17 protein-coding genes and 1 pseudogene are annotated in these 16,571 nt (G+C 63.8%); 10 read left to right on the forward strand and 8 right to left on the reverse strand.

Annotation, left to right across the window (positions count from 1 at the left end):
- Positions 1 to 16: 16 nt before the first annotated feature.
- Complete coding sequence (locus tag ACFI9K_RS18300; protein WP_462664818.1) at positions 17 to 832, reverse strand: NADPH-dependent oxidoreductase; 816 nt, start codon at positions 830 to 832, stop codon at positions 17 to 19.
- A gap of 62 nt (positions 833 to 894) precedes the next feature.
- Positions 895 to 1,890: an MBL fold metallo-hydrolase gene (locus tag ACFI9K_RS18305; protein ID WP_462664819.1), complete on the reverse strand. Its 996-nt coding sequence runs from the start codon at positions 1,888 to 1,890 to the stop codon at positions 895 to 897.
- 251 nt (positions 1,891 to 2,141) lie between these two features.
- Between ACFI9K_RS18305 and ACFI9K_RS18310 the strand changes: the two genes are divergently transcribed.
- Together ACFI9K_RS18310 and ACFI9K_RS18315 are read left to right on the forward strand one after the other, a co-directional pair.
- The gene (locus ACFI9K_RS18310) at positions 2,142 to 3,581 is read left to right on the forward strand and encodes a gamma-aminobutyraldehyde dehydrogenase (protein ID WP_462664820.1); all 1,440 of its coding nucleotides are present in this window, start codon (positions 2,142 to 2,144) and stop codon (positions 3,579 to 3,581) included.
- Positions 3,578 to 5,515, forward strand: coding sequence for a primary-amine oxidase (locus ACFI9K_RS18315; RefSeq protein WP_462664821.1), 1,938 nt, complete (start codon positions 3,578 to 3,580; stop codon positions 5,513 to 5,515). The genes ACFI9K_RS18310 and ACFI9K_RS18315 overlap by 4 nt, the downstream gene beginning before the upstream one ends.
- Positions 5,516 to 5,606: 91 nt before the next feature.
- Here the strand turns inward: ACFI9K_RS18315 and ACFI9K_RS18320 are convergent, their stop codons facing one another.
- From ACFI9K_RS18320 to ACFI9K_RS18335, 4 genes are all read right to left on the reverse strand, one after another.
- On the reverse strand, positions 5,607 to 6,089 hold the full coding sequence (locus ACFI9K_RS18320; protein ID WP_462664822.1) for a DUF2029 domain-containing protein: 483 nt from the start codon (positions 6,087 to 6,089) through the stop codon (positions 5,607 to 5,609).
- A 1-nt stretch (position 6,090) separates the two neighbouring features.
- The gene (locus tag ACFI9K_RS18325) at positions 6,091 to 6,300 is read right to left on the reverse strand and encodes a helix-turn-helix transcriptional regulator (RefSeq protein ID WP_222093922.1); all 210 of its coding nucleotides are present in this window, start codon (positions 6,298 to 6,300) and stop codon (positions 6,091 to 6,093) included.
- A gap of 567 nt (positions 6,301 to 6,867) precedes the next feature.
- Positions 6,868 to 7,194 (reverse strand): hypothetical protein, encoded by a 327-nt coding sequence (locus tag ACFI9K_RS18330; RefSeq protein ID WP_222093923.1) that lies wholly within the window; start codon positions 7,192 to 7,194, stop codon positions 6,868 to 6,870.
- A gap of 334 nt (positions 7,195 to 7,528) precedes the next feature.
- On the reverse strand, positions 7,529 to 8,050 hold the full coding sequence (locus ACFI9K_RS18335) for a hypothetical protein (protein WP_462664823.1): 522 nt from the start codon (positions 8,048 to 8,050) through the stop codon (positions 7,529 to 7,531).
- A 207-nt stretch (positions 8,051 to 8,257) separates the two neighbouring features.
- Here ACFI9K_RS18335 and urtA point away from each other — a divergent pair, with 207 nt between their 5' ends.
- From urtA to urtE, 5 genes are all read left to right on the forward strand, one after another.
- A complete protein-coding gene (gene urtA / locus ACFI9K_RS18340) occupies positions 8,258 to 9,535 on the forward strand; it encodes an urea ABC transporter substrate-binding protein (RefSeq protein WP_462664824.1) in 1,278 nt (425 codons plus the stop codon).
- 75 nt (positions 9,536 to 9,610) lie between these two features.
- Positions 9,611 to 10,495 (forward strand): urea ABC transporter permease subunit UrtB, encoded by an 885-nt coding sequence (gene urtB, locus ACFI9K_RS18345; protein ID WP_222093926.1) that lies wholly within the window; start codon positions 9,611 to 9,613, stop codon positions 10,493 to 10,495.
- A complete protein-coding gene (gene urtC / locus ACFI9K_RS18350; protein WP_462664825.1) occupies positions 10,492 to 11,583 on the forward strand; it encodes an urea ABC transporter permease subunit UrtC in 1,092 nt (363 codons plus the stop codon). The genes urtB and urtC overlap by 4 nt, the downstream gene beginning before the upstream one ends.
- Entirely contained in the window at positions 11,580 to 12,410 is an 831-nt protein-coding gene (urtD, locus tag ACFI9K_RS18355; protein ID WP_462664826.1) for an urea ABC transporter ATP-binding protein UrtD, read from the forward strand. Before urtC ends, urtD begins: the two co-directional genes overlap by 4 nt.
- On the forward strand, positions 12,403 to 13,095 hold the full coding sequence (gene urtE / locus ACFI9K_RS18360; RefSeq protein ID WP_462664827.1) for an urea ABC transporter ATP-binding subunit UrtE: 693 nt from the start codon (positions 12,403 to 12,405) through the stop codon (positions 13,093 to 13,095). Before urtD ends, urtE begins: the two co-directional genes overlap by 8 nt.
- A 58-nt stretch (positions 13,096 to 13,153) precedes the next feature.
- Here the strand turns inward: urtE and ACFI9K_RS18365 are convergent, their stop codons facing one another.
- On the reverse strand, positions 13,154 to 14,074 hold the full coding sequence (locus ACFI9K_RS18365) for an ABC transporter substrate-binding protein (RefSeq protein WP_462664944.1): 921 nt from the start codon (positions 14,072 to 14,074) through the stop codon (positions 13,154 to 13,156).
- A gap of 557 nt (positions 14,075 to 14,631) precedes the next feature.
- Between ACFI9K_RS18365 and ACFI9K_RS18370 the strand changes: the two genes are divergently transcribed.
- The 3 genes and pseudogenes from ACFI9K_RS18370 (at position 14,632) to ACFI9K_RS18380 (ending at position 15,952) form a co-directional block, all read left to right on the forward strand.
- Positions 14,632 to 15,192, forward strand: a complete 561-nt coding sequence (locus tag ACFI9K_RS18370; protein ID WP_462664828.1) for a carboxymuconolactone decarboxylase family protein — start codon at positions 14,632 to 14,634, stop codon at positions 15,190 to 15,192.
- A 227-nt stretch (positions 15,193 to 15,419) separates the two neighbouring features.
- Positions 15,420 to 15,709 (forward strand): annotated as a pseudogene (locus ACFI9K_RS18375) (class I SAM-dependent methyltransferase); the annotation flags it as partial.
- A gap of 3 nt (positions 15,710 to 15,712) precedes the next feature.
- Entirely contained in the window at positions 15,713 to 15,952 is a 240-nt protein-coding gene (locus ACFI9K_RS18380) for a hypothetical protein (protein WP_462664950.1), read from the forward strand.
- Positions 15,953 to 15,959: 7 nt separating this feature from the next.
- Here ACFI9K_RS18380 and ACFI9K_RS18385 read toward each other — a convergent pair whose 3' ends face one another.
- Positions 15,960 to 16,571 (reverse strand): hypothetical protein, encoded by a 612-nt coding sequence (locus ACFI9K_RS18385; RefSeq protein ID WP_462664829.1) that lies wholly within the window; start codon positions 16,569 to 16,571, stop codon positions 15,960 to 15,962.

The raw sequence follows: 16,571 nt of genomic DNA on the forward strand, positions 1-16,571 counted from the left end.
CTGAAAGCGCAGTGTGCTACCGAGACTTCCAGCCGAGGGATTCGAACGACTTTCTGAGTGTCACGCGCGGGCCGATCGCCTCGCCGCTCCGCAAGCGGGACAACACCGACGTGGTCCAGGATGCCGTACGGCCCTGTGTTGCATAGTATTCCGCCAGTCGTTGCTCGTAGACGGGCACGGCCGCGTCCGCTGTCGGGGCGTCGTACTGTTCGTGGTGGAGAACCGAGGAGATCGGCAACCGCGGCTTCACCCCGGCAGTCTCGTCGCCCGCTCGGCCGATGGCCAAGCCCACTACGGGAATCGACTGTTCGGCCAGCCCCAACTCAGCAGCAATCTCGTCGGGTGCATTGCGCACCGCCCCGACGTACACGGTGCCCCATCCGAGCGACTCCGCGGCGACGACGGCGTTCTGCGCGGCGAGTGCAGCATCGATGGCACCGAGAATTGTACTGTCGAAGTAGTCGGCACCACCGAGTTCGGCGTCGTGCCCGGCGGCGAGGCGTCGGGCACGACCGAGATCGGCCACGAACACCAGGAACACCGCCGCATCGGCGATGAACGCCTGATTCGCCGCCAGCGCCGCAAGGCGCTTCTTGCGCGCCGGGTCCTGTACTGCGATCACGCTCCAGGCCTGCAGGTTCGACGACGTCGGCGCGGATTGGGCTGCAGCGACGATCGTCTCGATCGTCGCGTTGTCGATCGGATCCTCGGTGAATATCCGCACCGAATGATGCGACAGCAGAACGTCGATGGTCTCGTTCGTGTGCGCCAACGCAGTCAGAGCAGGATCGCGGTAGCGCTGCTGAACCCACGAGTCCGAAGAGGAGGTCACGGACTCCAGAGTGCCCGTGTCCTCGCCAACGCGCCACAGTTGCGCTCGGCATGATCCGAAAGCTACTGCTCTCGCAGGAACCGTCCCGCATCCGCGAACGCCCGTGCTCGACGCGTCAGCGTGGGTGGCGCGGGCGGCTCGCCTCGCCACAGGCGGTAGAGGGTGCTCATGCTCAGGATGAGTCGTTCCGGTGAGTCCCAGTGGGCGTACTGCCCGAATTCGCCTGATTTCATTACGTTCAGGGCGGCCTCGGTCGATCCGAGGCCGGCATCGAAGCAGTTGCGGCCGGCCTCCGCCACCCAGGTCCAGTAACTGCGGACGGCGCGAATTTCCTCGGCTCCGCACAGCGGGCCGTGACCGGGAACGTAGAGGTTTGCGTCGAGCTCGAGCAGATGGTCGAGGGCGTCGATCCAGTTCTCCAGCGGCCCGTGCCAGAGCACCGGGGTGGCGTCGATGAACAGCAGGTCGCCTGCGAACACCACTCCAGCGTCGGGTAGGTGTGCAATGAGATCGCCTTCGGTGTGCGCCGGCCCGAGGTAGCGCAGATGGACGGATCTGCCTGCTAAATCGATGGTTTCGGCGGTCTCGAACGTGTGGTCGGGCAGCCGCGGCACCTTACGGGGGAAGGTGGCACCTCCGCGGATTCGATTCATGTAGGAGCCCATTGCGCCGAGCGGCCCGGGCACCCACCCAACCTTGCTGCCGAAGGAGGCGAACGCGTCCACCCCTTTCGGTGGTGTCTCCTCCTTCATCGCGTGCAGTGAGGCGGCACTGGTGGTGATGCGGGCCGAGGCAGGAACGGAGTCGTTTCCCCACCAGTGATCGCCATCGGAATGGGTGTTGAGCACTTCGGTGATCGGCGCATCGGCGATCAGTTCGGCGGTGTCGGCGGCGACGCGCGCCGCCCACGTGGTGTCCCAGACGGTGTCGATCAGCATCGACGCGCCACCGGGCCCGACGAGAAGTCCGGTGTTCGTCTCTCCCCAACTACCCGGCGGCCGCATGAAAGCCCAGGTGCCGTCGGCAATCTGCCGGTATCCCGTCGCTGTGTCCGTCACTGCCTCAGGCTAGCCGCTGAGCCACTCGTGCAGGCGCGAGTCCCAGCCTCGTATCTGAGCGACGCCAGCGCGCGGGCGTCGCTCGAGAAGCTCGGTCTGGACACCTTCATTGCCGGTGTCAGGCACCTGGCCGATCGGACCGACGTTTCGTCCTGATTTCTCGTCGCGTCGTGTACATCTTGTCGGGTGGCAAAGTCTCGCGCGTGGGTGCAGGCTTTGCAGAACCGAAGTAGTCGACGCTAGGGGTTGTGATGACGGTACCTGTCCTGCAGAACTACATCGACGGGGCTTTCGTGACGCCGTCGGGTACCGAGATGCTCGATGTAGTTTCTCCCGTGGACGAGTCGGTGGTGGCTCACGCCCCGATTTCCGATGCTGCCGATGTCGATGCCGCAATGACCGCCGCGACCAAGGCATTCGAGACCTGGGGCAAGACGACCCCCAGCGAACGGCAGAAGGTTCTGCTGAAGCTCGCCGACGCGATCGAGGCCCACAGCGACGAGATCGTCGAAGCGCAGAGCCGCAACACCGGTCAGCCGAAGGCCACCATCGCCGCCGAGGAAGTCACCGTCGGAGCGGATCAGATTCGGTTCTTCGCGGGTGCCGCGCGGATGCTCGAAGGCAAGTCGGCCGGCGAGTACATGGACGGCTTCACCTCGTACGTTCGCCGCGAGCCGATCGGCGTGGTCGGTCAGGTGACACCGTGGAACTACCCGTTCATGATGGCGATCTGGAAGATCGGACCCGCGCTGGCGGCCGGTAACACCGTCGTCCTCAAGCCGAGTGACACCACCCCCGAGAGCACCCTGGTACTGGCGAAACTGTCCAAGGGCATCGTCCCGGACGGGGTCCTGAACATCGTTCTCGGCAACGGCGGCACCGGCGCAGCCATCGTCGAGCACAAGACACCCGGCCTGGTCTCGATCACCGGATCCGTCCGTGCCGGCATCGCCGTCGCCGTGGCCGCCGCCAAGCAGCTCAAGCGGGCGCACCTCGAACTGGGCGGCAAGGCACCGGCCATCGTGTTCGACGACGTCGACATCAGCAAAGCGGCGGACGGTATCGCCGAGGCCGCATTCTTCAACGCCGGTCAGGACTGCACCGCCGTCACCCGCGTTCTGGTGCACGAGTCGGTACACGACACCCTCGTCGACGCTCTCGTGGCCAAGGCGAAGACTCTCAAAGTCGGCCTCCCCGACGACCCTGACACGTTCCTCGGGCCGCTGAACAACGTCAACCATTTCGGCCAGGTGAGCTCCAAGGTCGACGGTATCGGCGCACATGCCACCATCGTCACCGGAGGAAAGCGTCTCGGCGACAAGGGCTTCTACTACGAGCCCACGATCATCACGGGTGTCCGGCAGTCCGATCCCATCGTGCAGGAGGAGACGTTCGGCCCGGTCCTGACGGTGCAGAAGTTCTCCGACGAGGCAGAGGCGATCGAGCTTGCCAACGATGTCGATTTCGGTCTCGCGTCGAGTGTCTGGACCTCCGATCACGCACGGACGCTTCGCATCTCGGCAGCCCTGGACTTCGGTGCCGTGTGGGTCAACTGCCACATCCCACTGGTGGCGGAAATGCCGCACGGCGGTTTCAAGTACTCCGGGTACGGCAAAGATCTCTCGGCCTACGGCGTGGACGACTACACCCGCATCAAGCACGTCATGAGCTCGACCGAGACCATCGCATGACATTTCATCCCCTCGACCCACTCTCCAGCGACGAATTCACCACCGTCGCCGAGGTTCTCGGCCGTAATCACGGCGTCGGCGACGGGTGGCGATTCGCCTCGATCGAGATGATCGAACCCACCAAGTCCGAGGTCGCCGCGTTCGACGCGTCGGGTACCGTTCCGGCCCGTCGAGCAGTCTCGGTGGTGCTCAACCGCACCGAAAACACCACGTTCAAAGCCGTGGTGTCGTTGGACGACGGGAGCACCGAATCCTGGACACACATTCCGGACGTCCAGCCCAACTTTACCGTCGACGAGTGGGAAGAGGCCGACGCGGCGCTGCGTGCGCACCCCGATGTGATTGCCGCACTTGCCGATCGCGGGATCACCGACCTCGATCTGGTGTTCATGGACACCTGGACGTACGGCGAGGCGGTGACGCCCGAGAAGTACAAGGGTCGACGCCTGGGCTGGTCCGATACGTGGGTCAAGGCCGCAGAGGGTGCCAATCCGTACGCGGGGCCGGTGGGCGGCTTCCACTGCGTCATCGACGTCAACACGATGGAACTGCTCGAGATCGAGGACACCTACCGCGTCGAGCGCCCCGAGATCATGGGCGAGTACGTCCCTCGCCATATCCCGGAGCGAATCAGGAACGCCAGCACGCGTCCGCCGCTGAAGCCGCTGGAGATCACCCAGCCCGACGGCCCGTCGTTCGAGCTGGACGGTAACAAGCTCACCTGGCAGAACTGGTCGCTTCGAGTGGGGTTCAACTACCGCGAGGGCATGACGCTGCACGCGGTCAGCTACAACGACAACGGAAATGTTCGGTCCGTTGCGAACCGAATGTCGTTCGCGGAAATGATCGTTCCGTATCGTGACCACACCGAGGACCATTACCGACGTACCGCGTTCGACATCGGCGAGTGGGGCCTGGGCTTCATGACCACCTCGCTCGAACTCGGCTGCGACTGCCTCGGTGAGATCCGGTACCTCGACGCCGTGCTGCACAACAGCAAGGGCGAGCCGTACACGATCACCAATGCGATCTGTATTCACGAGGAAGACAACGCGGTGCTGTGGAAGCACGTCGATCACGACGCCGGTGCCGAGGTACGCCGGATGCGCCGTCTCACCGTCAGCTTCCACGCGACCGTCGCCAATTACGAATACCTGGTCTACTGGCGCTTCTATCAGGACGGCAACATCGAATGCGAGGTCCGCGCGACGGGCATCATGGTCGTCACGCATTTCGACGAAGGTGACACGCATCCGTCCGGCACGTTGATCGACAACCGTACCTATGCGCCGTACCACCAGCACTTCCTCGTCGCCCGGCTCGATCTGGACATCGACGGCACCGAGAACACCGTTTATTCCAGCCAGACGCAGATGGTTCCGATGGGGCCGGACAATCCGTACGGCCTGGCCCTGACGCAGGTCAACACTCCGCTCACCACCGAGTCCGAGGGTAAGCAGGATTACGACTGGAACACGCAGAAGGCGTGGAAGGTGGTGAACGACAACGTCACCAACGGTCTCGGTACCCGGCCGGCGTACAAGCTGGTTCCCGGCTCGGCGATTCCGGCGATGTTCGATCCCGCGTCGCCCATATTCCAGCGTTCCCAGGTGATCGGCCATACCGTGTGGGTAACCCCCAATTCACCCGACGAGCGTTGGCCCAGTGGCGAATTCGTCAACCAGAGCGGCGTCGATCATGGCCTGCCGGAGTGGACCGAGCAGAACCGATCGATCGAGAACACCGATGTGGTGGTCTGGTACACCTTCGGCATCCATCACATCACCCGGCCCGAGGACTGGCCGGTGATGCCGTCCGACACGGTCTCGTTCTGGCTCAAGCCTTTCGGCTTCTTCGACCGCAACCCTTCACTGGACGTTGCGGCATCGGAGCCGAAGCATTGCCACACCGATCCGGGCAGCGCCTGCCACTAGCCAGCAGGACTCCAGGCAGATGTCCAGCGATGCGTCCGCTGGACATCTGCCTGGTTCCGCTTCGGGAGCGTACGAGGCCGTCCAGGGCCGCTCAGATCTCCTCGGCCTCGAAGCGGGCGTTGCGCTTGCGCATCTGCCAGATGATCAGTGCGACAACGCCACACCCGGCGATCACACCCACGACCGCGCCTGCCCACGAGCTCGCCTGCGAGTAGACGTCCGGCTGCAGTCTGATCAGGACCCCGAAGAAGCCGACCACGATGAGGGCAGCCACAACGACGCCTCTGACCCGCCCGAGCTTGGCTGCGGTGTACATGTTCACCCCACGTGCAGCCGAGTATCCGAGGGTTGCGTAGCTGATGAGTGTGGCCACGAGAAGAATCCCCAGCGCGATCCACACCCCGGTCGTGTTCCCCACCCACGCCAGAATCGCAGCGCCGATGATCGCCGCCCAGTAGAACATCTGAAAGCCGACGGCGGAGGCTTCGTTCCACACATCCCGCTGGCGTTCGTCGTCGTAGAATTCGTCGTCCAGATCGCCGACGAACCGCATGGTCTTGGTGAATGCGCTCATGTCACTCCTCGTCTCCGAACAATGTTTCGACAGTGGTGTCCAACGCTCTGGCCAGCTTCAGCGCCAGGTAGACGCTCGGGGCGTAGTCGCCGCCTTCGACGGAGACGATGCTCTGCCGGGACACCCCGCAGGCCTTTCCGAGCTCGGCCTGGGTAAGCCGCGCAGCCTTTCGATGTTCACGCACCGCATTGGTCCTCAGCGCGTTGTTCATGACAAAAGTCAAGCCGACTTGTCAGAAAATGTCAACCCCTCTTGTCATGAGTCGCGCCGCGAGTCCAGTCCGCTTGTCTCGAAACGCCGACTTCCGTCACCGCGGATCGACTTACTCGGCGAGTATGAAATGACCACAGGCGCAACATGATTGGCAGCTCTGCACGAGACGGCGACGACCCCCCTCGGCGACCGCGGTAAGCCCTAGTGGTGACCGATCGACAACCGTCGCCGCTCCGGCCGAGCGCAGAGCACTGAGATCTTCCGCAACGGCGTCACCCTCGGGTCACGTCGAAACGCAGCGACACGTGACAGGACTCACTTCTACGATGAGGTCGGCACACTCGCCTTCGGCACCCCGCGCATCGGTGCGAAGGACAGAAACGTAGACGATCTTGGCGTCGAGAACGATATGTCAGACCGCAACAGCGACGCCCAGGCAGCGAACATGCAGCGGGACACCTACCCGGGGCGGTGAGCGTGGACGCGGGTCCCCCGTTCGAGGGCGGCATCCATTGCATCAACCGTCGAACGCCCGTCGGCGCGCGATCTCGGCCGACTGGGCACGTCAGGAGCTGCGGCGAACTTCCAGGTGCTCGCCGACGACGACGGTCTGAGCCTCGGTGACGCACTCCACGCGTCCGTCGAGACGCAGGGAGACGTTGTACTCGCCCGGCTTGAGAGCGAACGTGGTGATGTCGATGCTGGAGAGGTTGTCACCGACGGTGACGCGGTGGCTCAGCGACAGCATGCCGTTGTGCAGGATTTCGCACATCTGCCCTGGCAGCACGTTGTCGACGTGGACGGTGATGGTCTTGGCTCCGCCGAGAACCTCGATGGTGGGTTCCGGCGTGCTCGATCCAACGAGTCTGAGGTAGCTCTTGTCTCTGCGCACGGCCTCGACTTCCCTGTTAGCGTGCTCCACCGTGAGGTGAACGTCCGATGTGGTCTCGTTGGTACTTCGTGGCGCGACGAAGGGCGGATTGGTAGTGCACATCGTCATCGGCCTCGAACCGAGCCTCTCTTGTCATCGGGCGCACGCCCGACCGCGTTACCGACCCGCGCCCGACCAGCCCTGCAACAGCCGCTGACACCGGACAATCGTGATGTCATCGGACAGAACATACCTCTCGGACGGCAGATCTGCGAACGGACTGATCGAAACTGGCACCTTTACGCATCTTTACGTCCTGTAAACACCAGGTCTGGAACGATCCACAGGACGCCCGTCATTTGTTTGGGTCGAACCCGAGCAGTTCGGCCTCCTCGGCAGCGCGCTCGGCCTCGTGCACTCGACGCTGCCGATTCTTGACACCGATCACTCCCGCCGCGAAGCCCACCGGTGCTGCGATCGCCGCGCCGATCAGCATCGGTCCGGGATTGCCGCCGCCGTAATGCGCGAGTAGGCGAAGCGCCGCTCCCGCGCCGGCGATGAAGAGAAGCAGTCCGGCGAGCATCAGCCGTACGCGTTGCAGTTTCTGCGAGGCATACATATCGATCCCCCGCACCTTGGCGTATCCCAACACCACGGACGACACGGTGGTCAGCACGAGGAACAGCCCGAGTGCCACCCAAGCCCCGGGGACGCCGGCCGCGAACGGGAGAACCGCCCCGGCGATCGACCCGATCCACAGGAACGACTGAAATCCGACGGCCGAGGCCTCGTTCCAGACATCGCGCCTGAGTTCGTCGGCATAGAACTCGCCATCGAGGTCTCCGACGAATCGGGCTGCTGTGACGAACGCACTCATGATCGACCCTTCCTGTGGGATACGGACAAAGGAAAAGTCAACTCTGCTTGTCAGAAAATGTCAAGGATCATTGTCATTCGACTGCATTTACGTCGTCGTAACCCGGGAAACAGACTCGTCACCGCGCAACATACCGGCGCAATAACTTCCCTTTACTGTTCGCAATCGCGAATACACCTCTGTATACAAACTCCGAAAGGGCCGTAGATGCCTGCTGTCTCGAAGCGCGTGTCCATCAAGCGCGTCATGGTCGTTCCCGCAGCTCTGGCTGCCTTGAGCCTGGTCGCCACCGCCTGCGGCAGCAAGGCGACCGACACCGCCTCTGCCGACGGCGGCGGCAGCACTGCCACCTCGTGTGTGGATACCTCCGGTGACACCATCAAGGTCGGATCGCTGAACTCCCTGTCCGGCACGATGGCGATCAGTGAAGTGACAGTGCGTGATTCAATCGCGCTGGCCGTCGAACAGATCAACGCGGCAGGTGGCGTCAACGGTAAGCAGATCGAGGTCGTCGCGGAGGACGGCGCATCCGAGCCGACGGTCTTCGCTGAGAAGGCGGAGAAGCTGATCAGCAGCGACTGTGTCGCAGCGGTTTTCGGTGGCTGGACGTCGTCGTCGCGCAAGGCCATGCTGCCGGTCTTCGAGGACAACGACGCGCTCCTCTACTACCCCGTGCAGTACGAGGGCCTCGAAGCATCGAGAAACATCTTCTACACCGGTGCCACCACCAATCAGCAAATCATCCCGGCCCTGGACTACCTGAAGGAGAAGGGCGTCAAGTCCCTTTACCTGGTGGGCAGCGACTACGTGTTCCCGCAGACCGCCAACCGCGAGATCAAGGCATACGCGGCCGCCAACGGAATCGAGATCAAGGGCGAGGACTACACGCCGCTCGGTTCGACGGACTTCTCCACCATCGTCAACAAGGTGCGCTCCGCCGACGCCGATGCCGTGTTCAACACGCTCAACGGAGATTCCAACGTCGCATTCTTCCGCGAGTACACCAATGCCGGCCTCAAAGCTGCTGACATGCCGGTCATCTCGGTATCCATCGCCGAAGAAGAGGTGGCGGGCATCGGAGCCGCGAACATCGAGGGCCAGCTGACTGCCTGGAACTACTACCAGACCGTCGACAGCCCGGAGAACACCACGTTCGTCGCCGACTACAAGGCGAAGTACGGTGCCGACAAGCCCACCTCGGATCCCATGGAAGCCGCGTATACCTCGGTCTACCTCTGGAAGAACACCGTCGAGAAGGCAGATTCCTTCGCGGTGGCCGACATTCAGGCCGCGGCGGACGGCGTCAGCTTCGCCGCTCCCGAGGGCGAGGTCGTCATCGACGGCGACAATCACCACATCTCCAAGACGGCCCGCATCGGCGAGATCCGCCCCGACGGCTTGATCTACACGGTGTGGGAGTCCCCCGAGGCCATCGCACCCGACCCGTTCCTCGAGACCTACGACTGGGCCTCCGACCTCAACTGACCACCACCACCCATGTGAGTGGAACTTCGTAGCGTGCTACGAAGTTCCACTCACATGCTCCGAAGGAGCTCCCCCATGGACGTCGTGATCGGACAGTTGTTCACCGGCCTGTCGATCGGATCCATTCTTTTGCTCGCCGCCCTCGGGCTCTCCCTGACGTTCGGTCAGATGGGCGTCATCAACATGGCCCACGGCGAGTTCATCATGGCCGGCTCGTACACGGCCTACGTGGTGCAGCAGATCGTCTCGACCGGCGGCGCGTCACTGTTCATCTCGCTGATCGTCGGCTTCCTCGTCGGCGGCGCGATGGGTGTGCTGTTGGAGGTGACGCTGATTCAGCGCATGTACCACCGTCCGCTGGACACCCTGCTCGTCACGTTCGGCGTCGGGCTCATCCTGCAGCAGCTCGCCCGCGACATCTTCGGCGCTCCGGCGGTCAACGTCGTCTCGCCGGCATGGCTGAGCGGCGGTGTCGACATCCTCGGTGCCGTGGTCCCCAAGACCCGAATCTTCATACTCGTTCTCGCCGTCGTCGCCGTCGTCGCGCTGTCGATCGCACTGAAGAAGACCGCAATGGGTCGACGCATCCGCGCGGTGGTGCAGAACCGCGACCTCGCGGAGACCTCGGGCATCTCGAGCCGCAAGACCGACATCTCGACGTTCTTCCTCGGTTCGGGCCTGGCCGGCGTCGCGGGTGTGGCACTGACGTTGATCGGCTCCACCAGTTCGACTGTGGGACAGAGCTATCTGATCGACGCCTTCCTAGTGGTCGTCGTCGGCGGACTCGGCCAGATCAAGGGCGCGGTGATCGCCGCGTTCGCCCTCGGGATTCTCAACTCGTTCATCGAATACAGCACCACGGCCTCGATCGCCAAGGTCATCGTGTTCGTCCTCATCGTGATCTTCCTGCAGGCCCGCCCGCAGGGCTTGTTCGCCGTCAAGACTAGGAGCCTGGTATGAGCGAGTTCATCGCCAAGCGCGGCGCTCTGCTGGGTTTCGCGCTCGCCGCAATCCTGTTGTTCGCCGTAGCTCCCGCCGTCCTCAGCGACTTCCGGTTGAACCTGCTGGGCAAATTCATCTGCTACGCGATCGTAGCGGTGGGAATCGGATTGGCCTGGGGCCGAGGCGGAATGCTCACCCTCGGACAGGGCGTCTTCTTCGGCATCGGCGCCTACATCATGGCCATGCACCTGAAGATCTCCGACGCGGACCTGCGCGGCGACGCCGTACCGGACTTCATGTCCATCGCCGGCATCCGTGAACTGCCCTCGTACTGGCTGCCGTTCACCTCCCCCATCACCACGATCCTGGGCATCCTGTTCGTGCCCGCCCTGGTGGCGCTGGTACTGGGTCTCGGTGTGTTCAAGCGCCGAGTCAAGGGCGCGTACTTCGCGATCCTCAGTCAGGCCCTGGCCGCGGCCTTCGCGATCCTGCTCATCGGCCAGCAGAGCACCGGTGGATCCAACGGACTCAACAGGTTCCGTACGTTCTTCGGTTTCAACTTGAACGACCCAGCGAACAAGCAGATGTTGTTCTTCATCGCGGCCGGCGTACTGCTGGCCGTCGTCGCCATCACCCGCCAGCTGATGTACTCGCGCTACGGCGAACTGTTGGTGGCGGTCCGTGACCAGGAGGAGCGGGTGCGCTTCCTCGGCTACGACCCGGCGAACGTCAAGATCGTCGCGTACGTCGCCGCGGCCTTCTTCGCCGGTCTGGCTGGGGCACTGTTCGTTCCGATCGTCGGCATCATCTCCCCCAACGACGTCGGCATCGTCCCGTCCATCGCGTTCCTCATCGGCGTCGCCATCGGCGGCCGCACCACTCTGCTGGGCCCGGTACTCGGCGCACTCGGCGTGGCATGGGCGCAGACCACGTTGTCCGAGCAATTCCCGTCCGGTTGGACGTACGCGCAGGGACTGCTGTTCGTCGTGGTCGTCGGTTTCTTCCCCGCCGGTATCGCCGGACTCTTCGCACTGCGTAAGCGAAAGCAGGAACAAGAATCGGTCCTCGAACCGAGCGCGGAACCAGAGAAAGAGCTTGCACGATGATCCACGTCGAAGGCCCGCAGCCCACGTTCGGCGGCAACGCCGGCATGTCGAGTCAGTACCTCGAAGTCCGCGACCTGACAGTCAGTTTCGACGGCTTCAAGGCCAACACGAACGTCGATCTGACGCTGATGCAGGGCGATCTTCGCTTCCTCATCGGGCCCAACGGGGCAGGCAAGACCACGCTGATCGATGCCATCACCGGCCTCGTCCCGGCCACCGGCTCGGTCACCAAGTCGGGAGTGGAACTGCTGGGCAAGAAGGTGCACCAGATCGCCAGGCTCGGTATCGGTCGAACCTTCCAGACCGCCAGCATCTTCGAGAATCTGACAGTGCTGCAGAACCTGGACATCGCCGCCGGGTCCGGCCGGTCGGTGCTGACGATGCTGCGTCGTCGAGGGTCGGTGCTTCCCCAGATCGAGGAGGCGCTCGAGACCATCGGTCTGACGGCCGAACGGGACAAAGCCGCAGGAATTCTTGCGCACGGTCAGAAGCAGTGGCTCGAGATCGGAATGTTGTTGGTACAGAACGCCGATGTACTTCTGCTCGACGAGCCGGTCGCCGGGATGAGCCACGAGGAACGCGAGGAGACGGGTCAGCTGCTGCAGCGCATCGGCGGGGAACGGACCGTGGTGGTGGTGGAACACGACATGGACTTCATGCGCATGTTCGCCACCTCGGTAACGGTGTTGGCGGCCGGACGCGTTCTGGCCGAGGGCACCGTGGCCGAGGTACAGGCGGATCCGAAGGTTCAGCAGGTCTACCTCGGTACCGCCGCAGCGGGCGAGGAACTCGAGCACATTGCAGAAGAGGGAGCCGGTCATGCTTGAACTGGTGGACGTCAGAACAGGGTACGGCCGTAGCGAAGTAGTGCACGGTGCGTCGCTGACGGTTCCGGCCGATGGTGTCGCCGCGGTGATGGGCCACAACGGTGCGGGCAAGACGACGCTGTTGCGCGCAGCGGTCGGACTCTTGAAGGTGAACTCCGGCAAGGTCATGTTCGACGGTGAGGACGTCAGTGCGTTGCGGCCCAGTGCCCGCGTCGCCCGCGGTCTCGCCTACGTGCCGCAGGGTCAGCAGTCGTTCGGGCAGTTGACGACGGCGGAGAATCTGCAGGTGGTGGCCGACGGCCGGAAGCGCGGCAAGGCTCTGATAGACGAAGCGCTGGATCTCTTTCCGGCGTTGAAGGAATTGCTCGGCCGCAGAGCAGGATTGCTCTCGGGCGGTCAGCGCCAGCAGCTCGCGATCGCGCGAGCATTGATCACCGAACCGCGGATGTTGATTCTCGACGAGCCGACCGAGGGCATCCAGCCGTCGGTGGTCGCCGAGATCGAACGCACCATCCTCGAGCTCACCCGCCGCGGCGGCCTCGGAGTGTTGTTGGTGGAGCAGCACATCGGCTTCGCCTTGGAGTCGGCGCAGAACTATTACATTCTCGAAGCCGGTCGGATCAGCTCCACCGGCGTCGGTGGTGCCGAATCCGAGGCCGACGTACGCGCAGCCATGGCGATCTGACCGGACGTATCATGCTGCGCGGCACTCGAGGACGCAGTCCGACAACGAGTCGGCGGTACTACTCCGAGAGAATTCGATCGATGTCGTCGAGCACTGTCTGCCCACCCTTGGGTCCGACGCCGGTGATCCAGTACGACAAGTCCACCGCATGCGGATTCGGCAGTAGTGCAGCGTTGGCGGTGATCGACGCCGGGATCGCCGCCGGGTCCGACGGGTCGTCGGCGGTGACGATGATCAGGTCCGCTGCCGCCTGAGCCGCCAGCTCGGGCGAGAGATCGACCGAGATCTCGTCGGCCCATTCCGGCCTCGGCGGGGTGGTGAAGCCTGCGCACTCGAGGGTGCTCCCGGCGAACGAGGACGGCCCGTACAGGGTCAACTCACCGCTCCGCGGCCTGATCAGCTGCGCCGTCTTCCCGGCGGTGTCGTGCTTTTCGGCGATCTCGGCACACCGGTCGTCGTATGCGGTGAGCAGTTCCTCCGCCTTCGTTTCCTTGCCGAGAATGCGTCCCACGAATCGAACGCTGTCGCGCCACGGATCGGATTGGGAGGCGATGAACACCGTCGGTGCGATAGCGGAGAGTTGGTCGTAGTACTGCGCGTGCCGAGTCTCGGTACCCAGAATGAGGTCGGGCTGCAGCGCCGCAATGTCTTCGACGGTCGGCTCGGCAACTGTGCCCACGGTCGCAATGTCGGCCGCGTCGGTACCGAGATAGGCCGGCACACCGGCAGTTTCACTGAGCACAGCTGTACCGACGGGCACGATGCCGAGCGACACCGTGGTATCGAGTTCCACCGGTTCCAGGGTGACCACACGCAGAGGATTGTCGGGGACGTCGACGGGTCCTCGAACGGTCTCGACCGTTCGAGTCGCCTCACCGCCGGAGCCCTCGGCGGTATCGACCGACGAGCACGCAGTCGCTCCTGCACCCACGGCGAGCGTGATGATGGCCAGCGCCGTCAGGCCGCGTTTGAACTGCACCACTTCGAGAGACCTCCGGATAGAACAATACGAGACACAACGGAGGTTAGCCTAGCCTGTACCTGGCGACGAACTTCTGGGCTCGACGGGCTGTGCACGCACTCGACTCCAAGATTCACGGACGAAGTCTTCGAAGCCCCGCGGTGGCCGACCGGTTATCCGCTCTACGGCGTCGGTGGTGCGGTTTTCGGAGCCGGCCGCGATGTCGAGGTCGAGGGCGGCGAGAATGGGCGCGTATTCGGCCGGCAATCCATGCCCGACGTGCATCGCGGCCAACTCCTCCGCAGTCACCGACCGATGGACGCATCGTTCGCCCGAGACATCGCTGATGATCTGCGCTGCTTCGCTGTAACGGTCGCACGCGGCCCCGTGAGTACGAACTCGCCTACGCGTGGCCGGGCCCATCTACTGGCGGTCGGCCGTGCGCGGTCGCCCGGTGGACGACGCCTACTTGGACTCGATCACCGACGCCGTCGTCGCACTCGTCTCCTCCTGACCCGGTGAGTGCCGAAGGCTTGCGGCTCTCCCGAGACGGCAGAGCTACCAGTCGGTAGGGTGTGATCGTGACCACTCCACGCATTCCGTCCGGCACCGCCCGAACTCTCGGGCCCGTCAACTGGGTCATCTGCAAGGTGATCGCCAAGGGTGCGGGGGTGCCGAACCCGCACCTGTTCACCACCCTCGGCCGTACCGGCGGCCTGTTTCGAGCGTGGCTGTTCTACAGCGGCCATCTGATGCCGGGTGGAAAGATCTCACGCAAGGAATCGGAGATGGTCATTCTTCGAGTGGCGCATCTGCGCGAATCGGAATACGAGATGGACCATCACATTCGGTTGGGCCGACGCGCCGGCATCGACCGAGACCTGCTGGGGCTGATCATGACCGGCCCGCACGCACCCGGACTGTCGACTCGCTACCGCACCATCCTCACTGCGGTGGACGAGCTGATCGAGACCAAGACGGTCTCCGATGCCACCTGGTCCGATCTGGCGACACAGTTCGACGAGCGCCGCCTCATCGAATTCGTGCTACTGGTCACCCAATACGACGGATTGGCAACCACATTGGGCACCCTTCGCGTCGAACGTGACTACGGCGATCGGCCGCCACGACGATGAACGAGACACCCGAGACCGCATTGCGCCGCGCCCTCGAGATGATCGAGCCGAAGATGCTGCGAGAGTCGGCTCGCACCGACGGCGGTTACGTGGAACTGCTGCCCGACGTTCCGGCACCGAACCCGTCGCCGGCAAGTATCGCGATGAACAATCGTGTGGTGGCAGCGATCTACGAGAAACTGTGGCGCCCGTTCGGGGTGTCCTTGATGGGCATCGCCGGCATGTCGATGTCGGCCGAGCGGGCCAAAGCCGTCGCCGACCTCCGCTTGAACGGTCCCCAGCGTGTGCTCGACGTCGCCTGTGGCCCAGGGAACTTCACAAGATTCCTGTCCGAGGCTCTCACCGGTGACGGGCTCGCTGTCGGGTTCGACATCTCCGAGGCGATGATCGCGCGGGCAGTACAGGACAATCGAGGACCACGTGCGGCCTACGTACGCGGGGATGCGGCGAATCTTCCGTATCGGACGCCACCTTCGACGCCGTATGCTGCTACGCCGCACTGTATCTCGTACCGCAGCCGATGACAGTGCTGGACGAGTTGATTCGCGTCCTACGTCCGGGTGGACGGATCGCCATTATGACGAGCTGCGAGCCCAGCCCCGCACCGCTCGGTTCCTTGGTGGGCTTCGGAACCGGCCTGGCGGGCGTCAGGATGTTCCCGAAGAATCGCTTCACCGAGATCTTCGCGGCCGCAGGAATGACCGACATCGAGCAGGAGATCCGAGGTCTCGCCCAATTCGTCAGCGCCACCAAAACTTAGACAGCGGTCAGCTTTTCGGGCCGTAGTCGTCGACGATCCACCGGCCGTCGTGGTCGGACACGGTCACCGACAGGATGTTGGCCACCGAACCGCCGTCGGGTGTCTGCACGTTGCGGGTCTGCTGCTCGGCGTAGACCGAGATCTTGTACACCCCGTCCGACTCGGAATCGACTGCGGCTGAAAGCGCTTCCCCGGTGGCGACCACCTGCGATTCGCTCATGATGGCGGTGAGCGCATCCTTCACCCCGTCGTAGCGGTCCTGCAGAGGTTGCGCCGCTCCATCCTTGACACTGGCGAAGAACGCGTCGAGGTCGTTGTAGTCGTACGTCAACGAACGGCTCGTGTAGTCCTTGGCCGTGTTCAAGGCAATCTGGCGATCGGTCTCGGCCTGGCGCTGGGAATTCAGATCAGCACTAGCGGAGTACCAGAGGTAGCCGAACACCGCCGCGGCGACGACGGCGAGTGCCGCCACGACGACCGCCACTGTCGCAGCCTTCGACTTACCGGGTGCTGGTGCGGAAGCGCCGTCGGTTGCTGGTGCGGCAGCGCCGTCGGACGCCTCGACTTTCTCGGGGGGTGCTGCGGGTGCCTCGGCGGATGCGGGTGCGGTGTCGGTCAT

Source organism: Rhodococcus sp. PSi06, assembly GCF_054960675.1.

Excerpts from the sequence above, each read along its gene's own strand:
- urtC (WP_462664825.1), top strand. The coding sequence starts at position 10,492 with ATGAGCGAGTTCATCGCCAAGCGCGGCGCTCTGCTGGGTTTCGCGCTC.
- ACFI9K_RS18335 (WP_462664823.1), bottom strand. The coding sequence starts at position 8,050 with ATGAGTGCGTTCGTCACAGCAGCCCGATTCGTCGGAGACCTCGATGGC.
- ACFI9K_RS18310 (WP_462664820.1), top strand. The coding sequence starts at position 2,142 with ATGACGGTACCTGTCCTGCAGAACTACATCGACGGGGCTTTCGTGACG.
- urtD (WP_462664826.1), top strand. The coding sequence starts at position 11,580 with ATGATCCACGTCGAAGGCCCGCAGCCCACGTTCGGCGGCAACGCCGGC.
- ACFI9K_RS18320 (WP_462664822.1), bottom strand. The coding sequence starts at position 6,089 with ATGAGCGCATTCACCAAGACCATGCGGTTCGTCGGCGATCTGGACGAC.
- ACFI9K_RS18315 (WP_462664821.1), top strand. The coding sequence starts at position 3,578 with ATGACATTTCATCCCCTCGACCCACTCTCCAGCGACGAATTCACCACC.
- urtE (WP_462664827.1), top strand. The coding sequence starts at position 12,403 with ATGCTTGAACTGGTGGACGTCAGAACAGGGTACGGCCGTAGCGAAGTA.
- urtA (WP_462664824.1), top strand. The coding sequence starts at position 8,258 with ATGCCTGCTGTCTCGAAGCGCGTGTCCATCAAGCGCGTCATGGTCGTT.
- urtB (WP_222093926.1), top strand. The coding sequence starts at position 9,611 with ATGGACGTCGTGATCGGACAGTTGTTCACCGGCCTGTCGATCGGATCC.
- ACFI9K_RS18380 (WP_462664950.1), top strand. The coding sequence starts at position 15,713 with ATGACAGTGCTGGACGAGTTGATTCGCGTCCTACGTCCGGGTGGACGG.
- ACFI9K_RS18385 (WP_462664829.1), bottom strand. The coding sequence starts at position 16,571 with ATGACCGACACCGCACCCGCATCCGCCGAGGCACCCGCAGCACCCCCC.
- ACFI9K_RS18325 (WP_222093922.1), bottom strand. The coding sequence starts at position 6,300 with ATGAACAACGCGCTGAGGACCAATGCGGTGCGTGAACATCGAAAGGCT.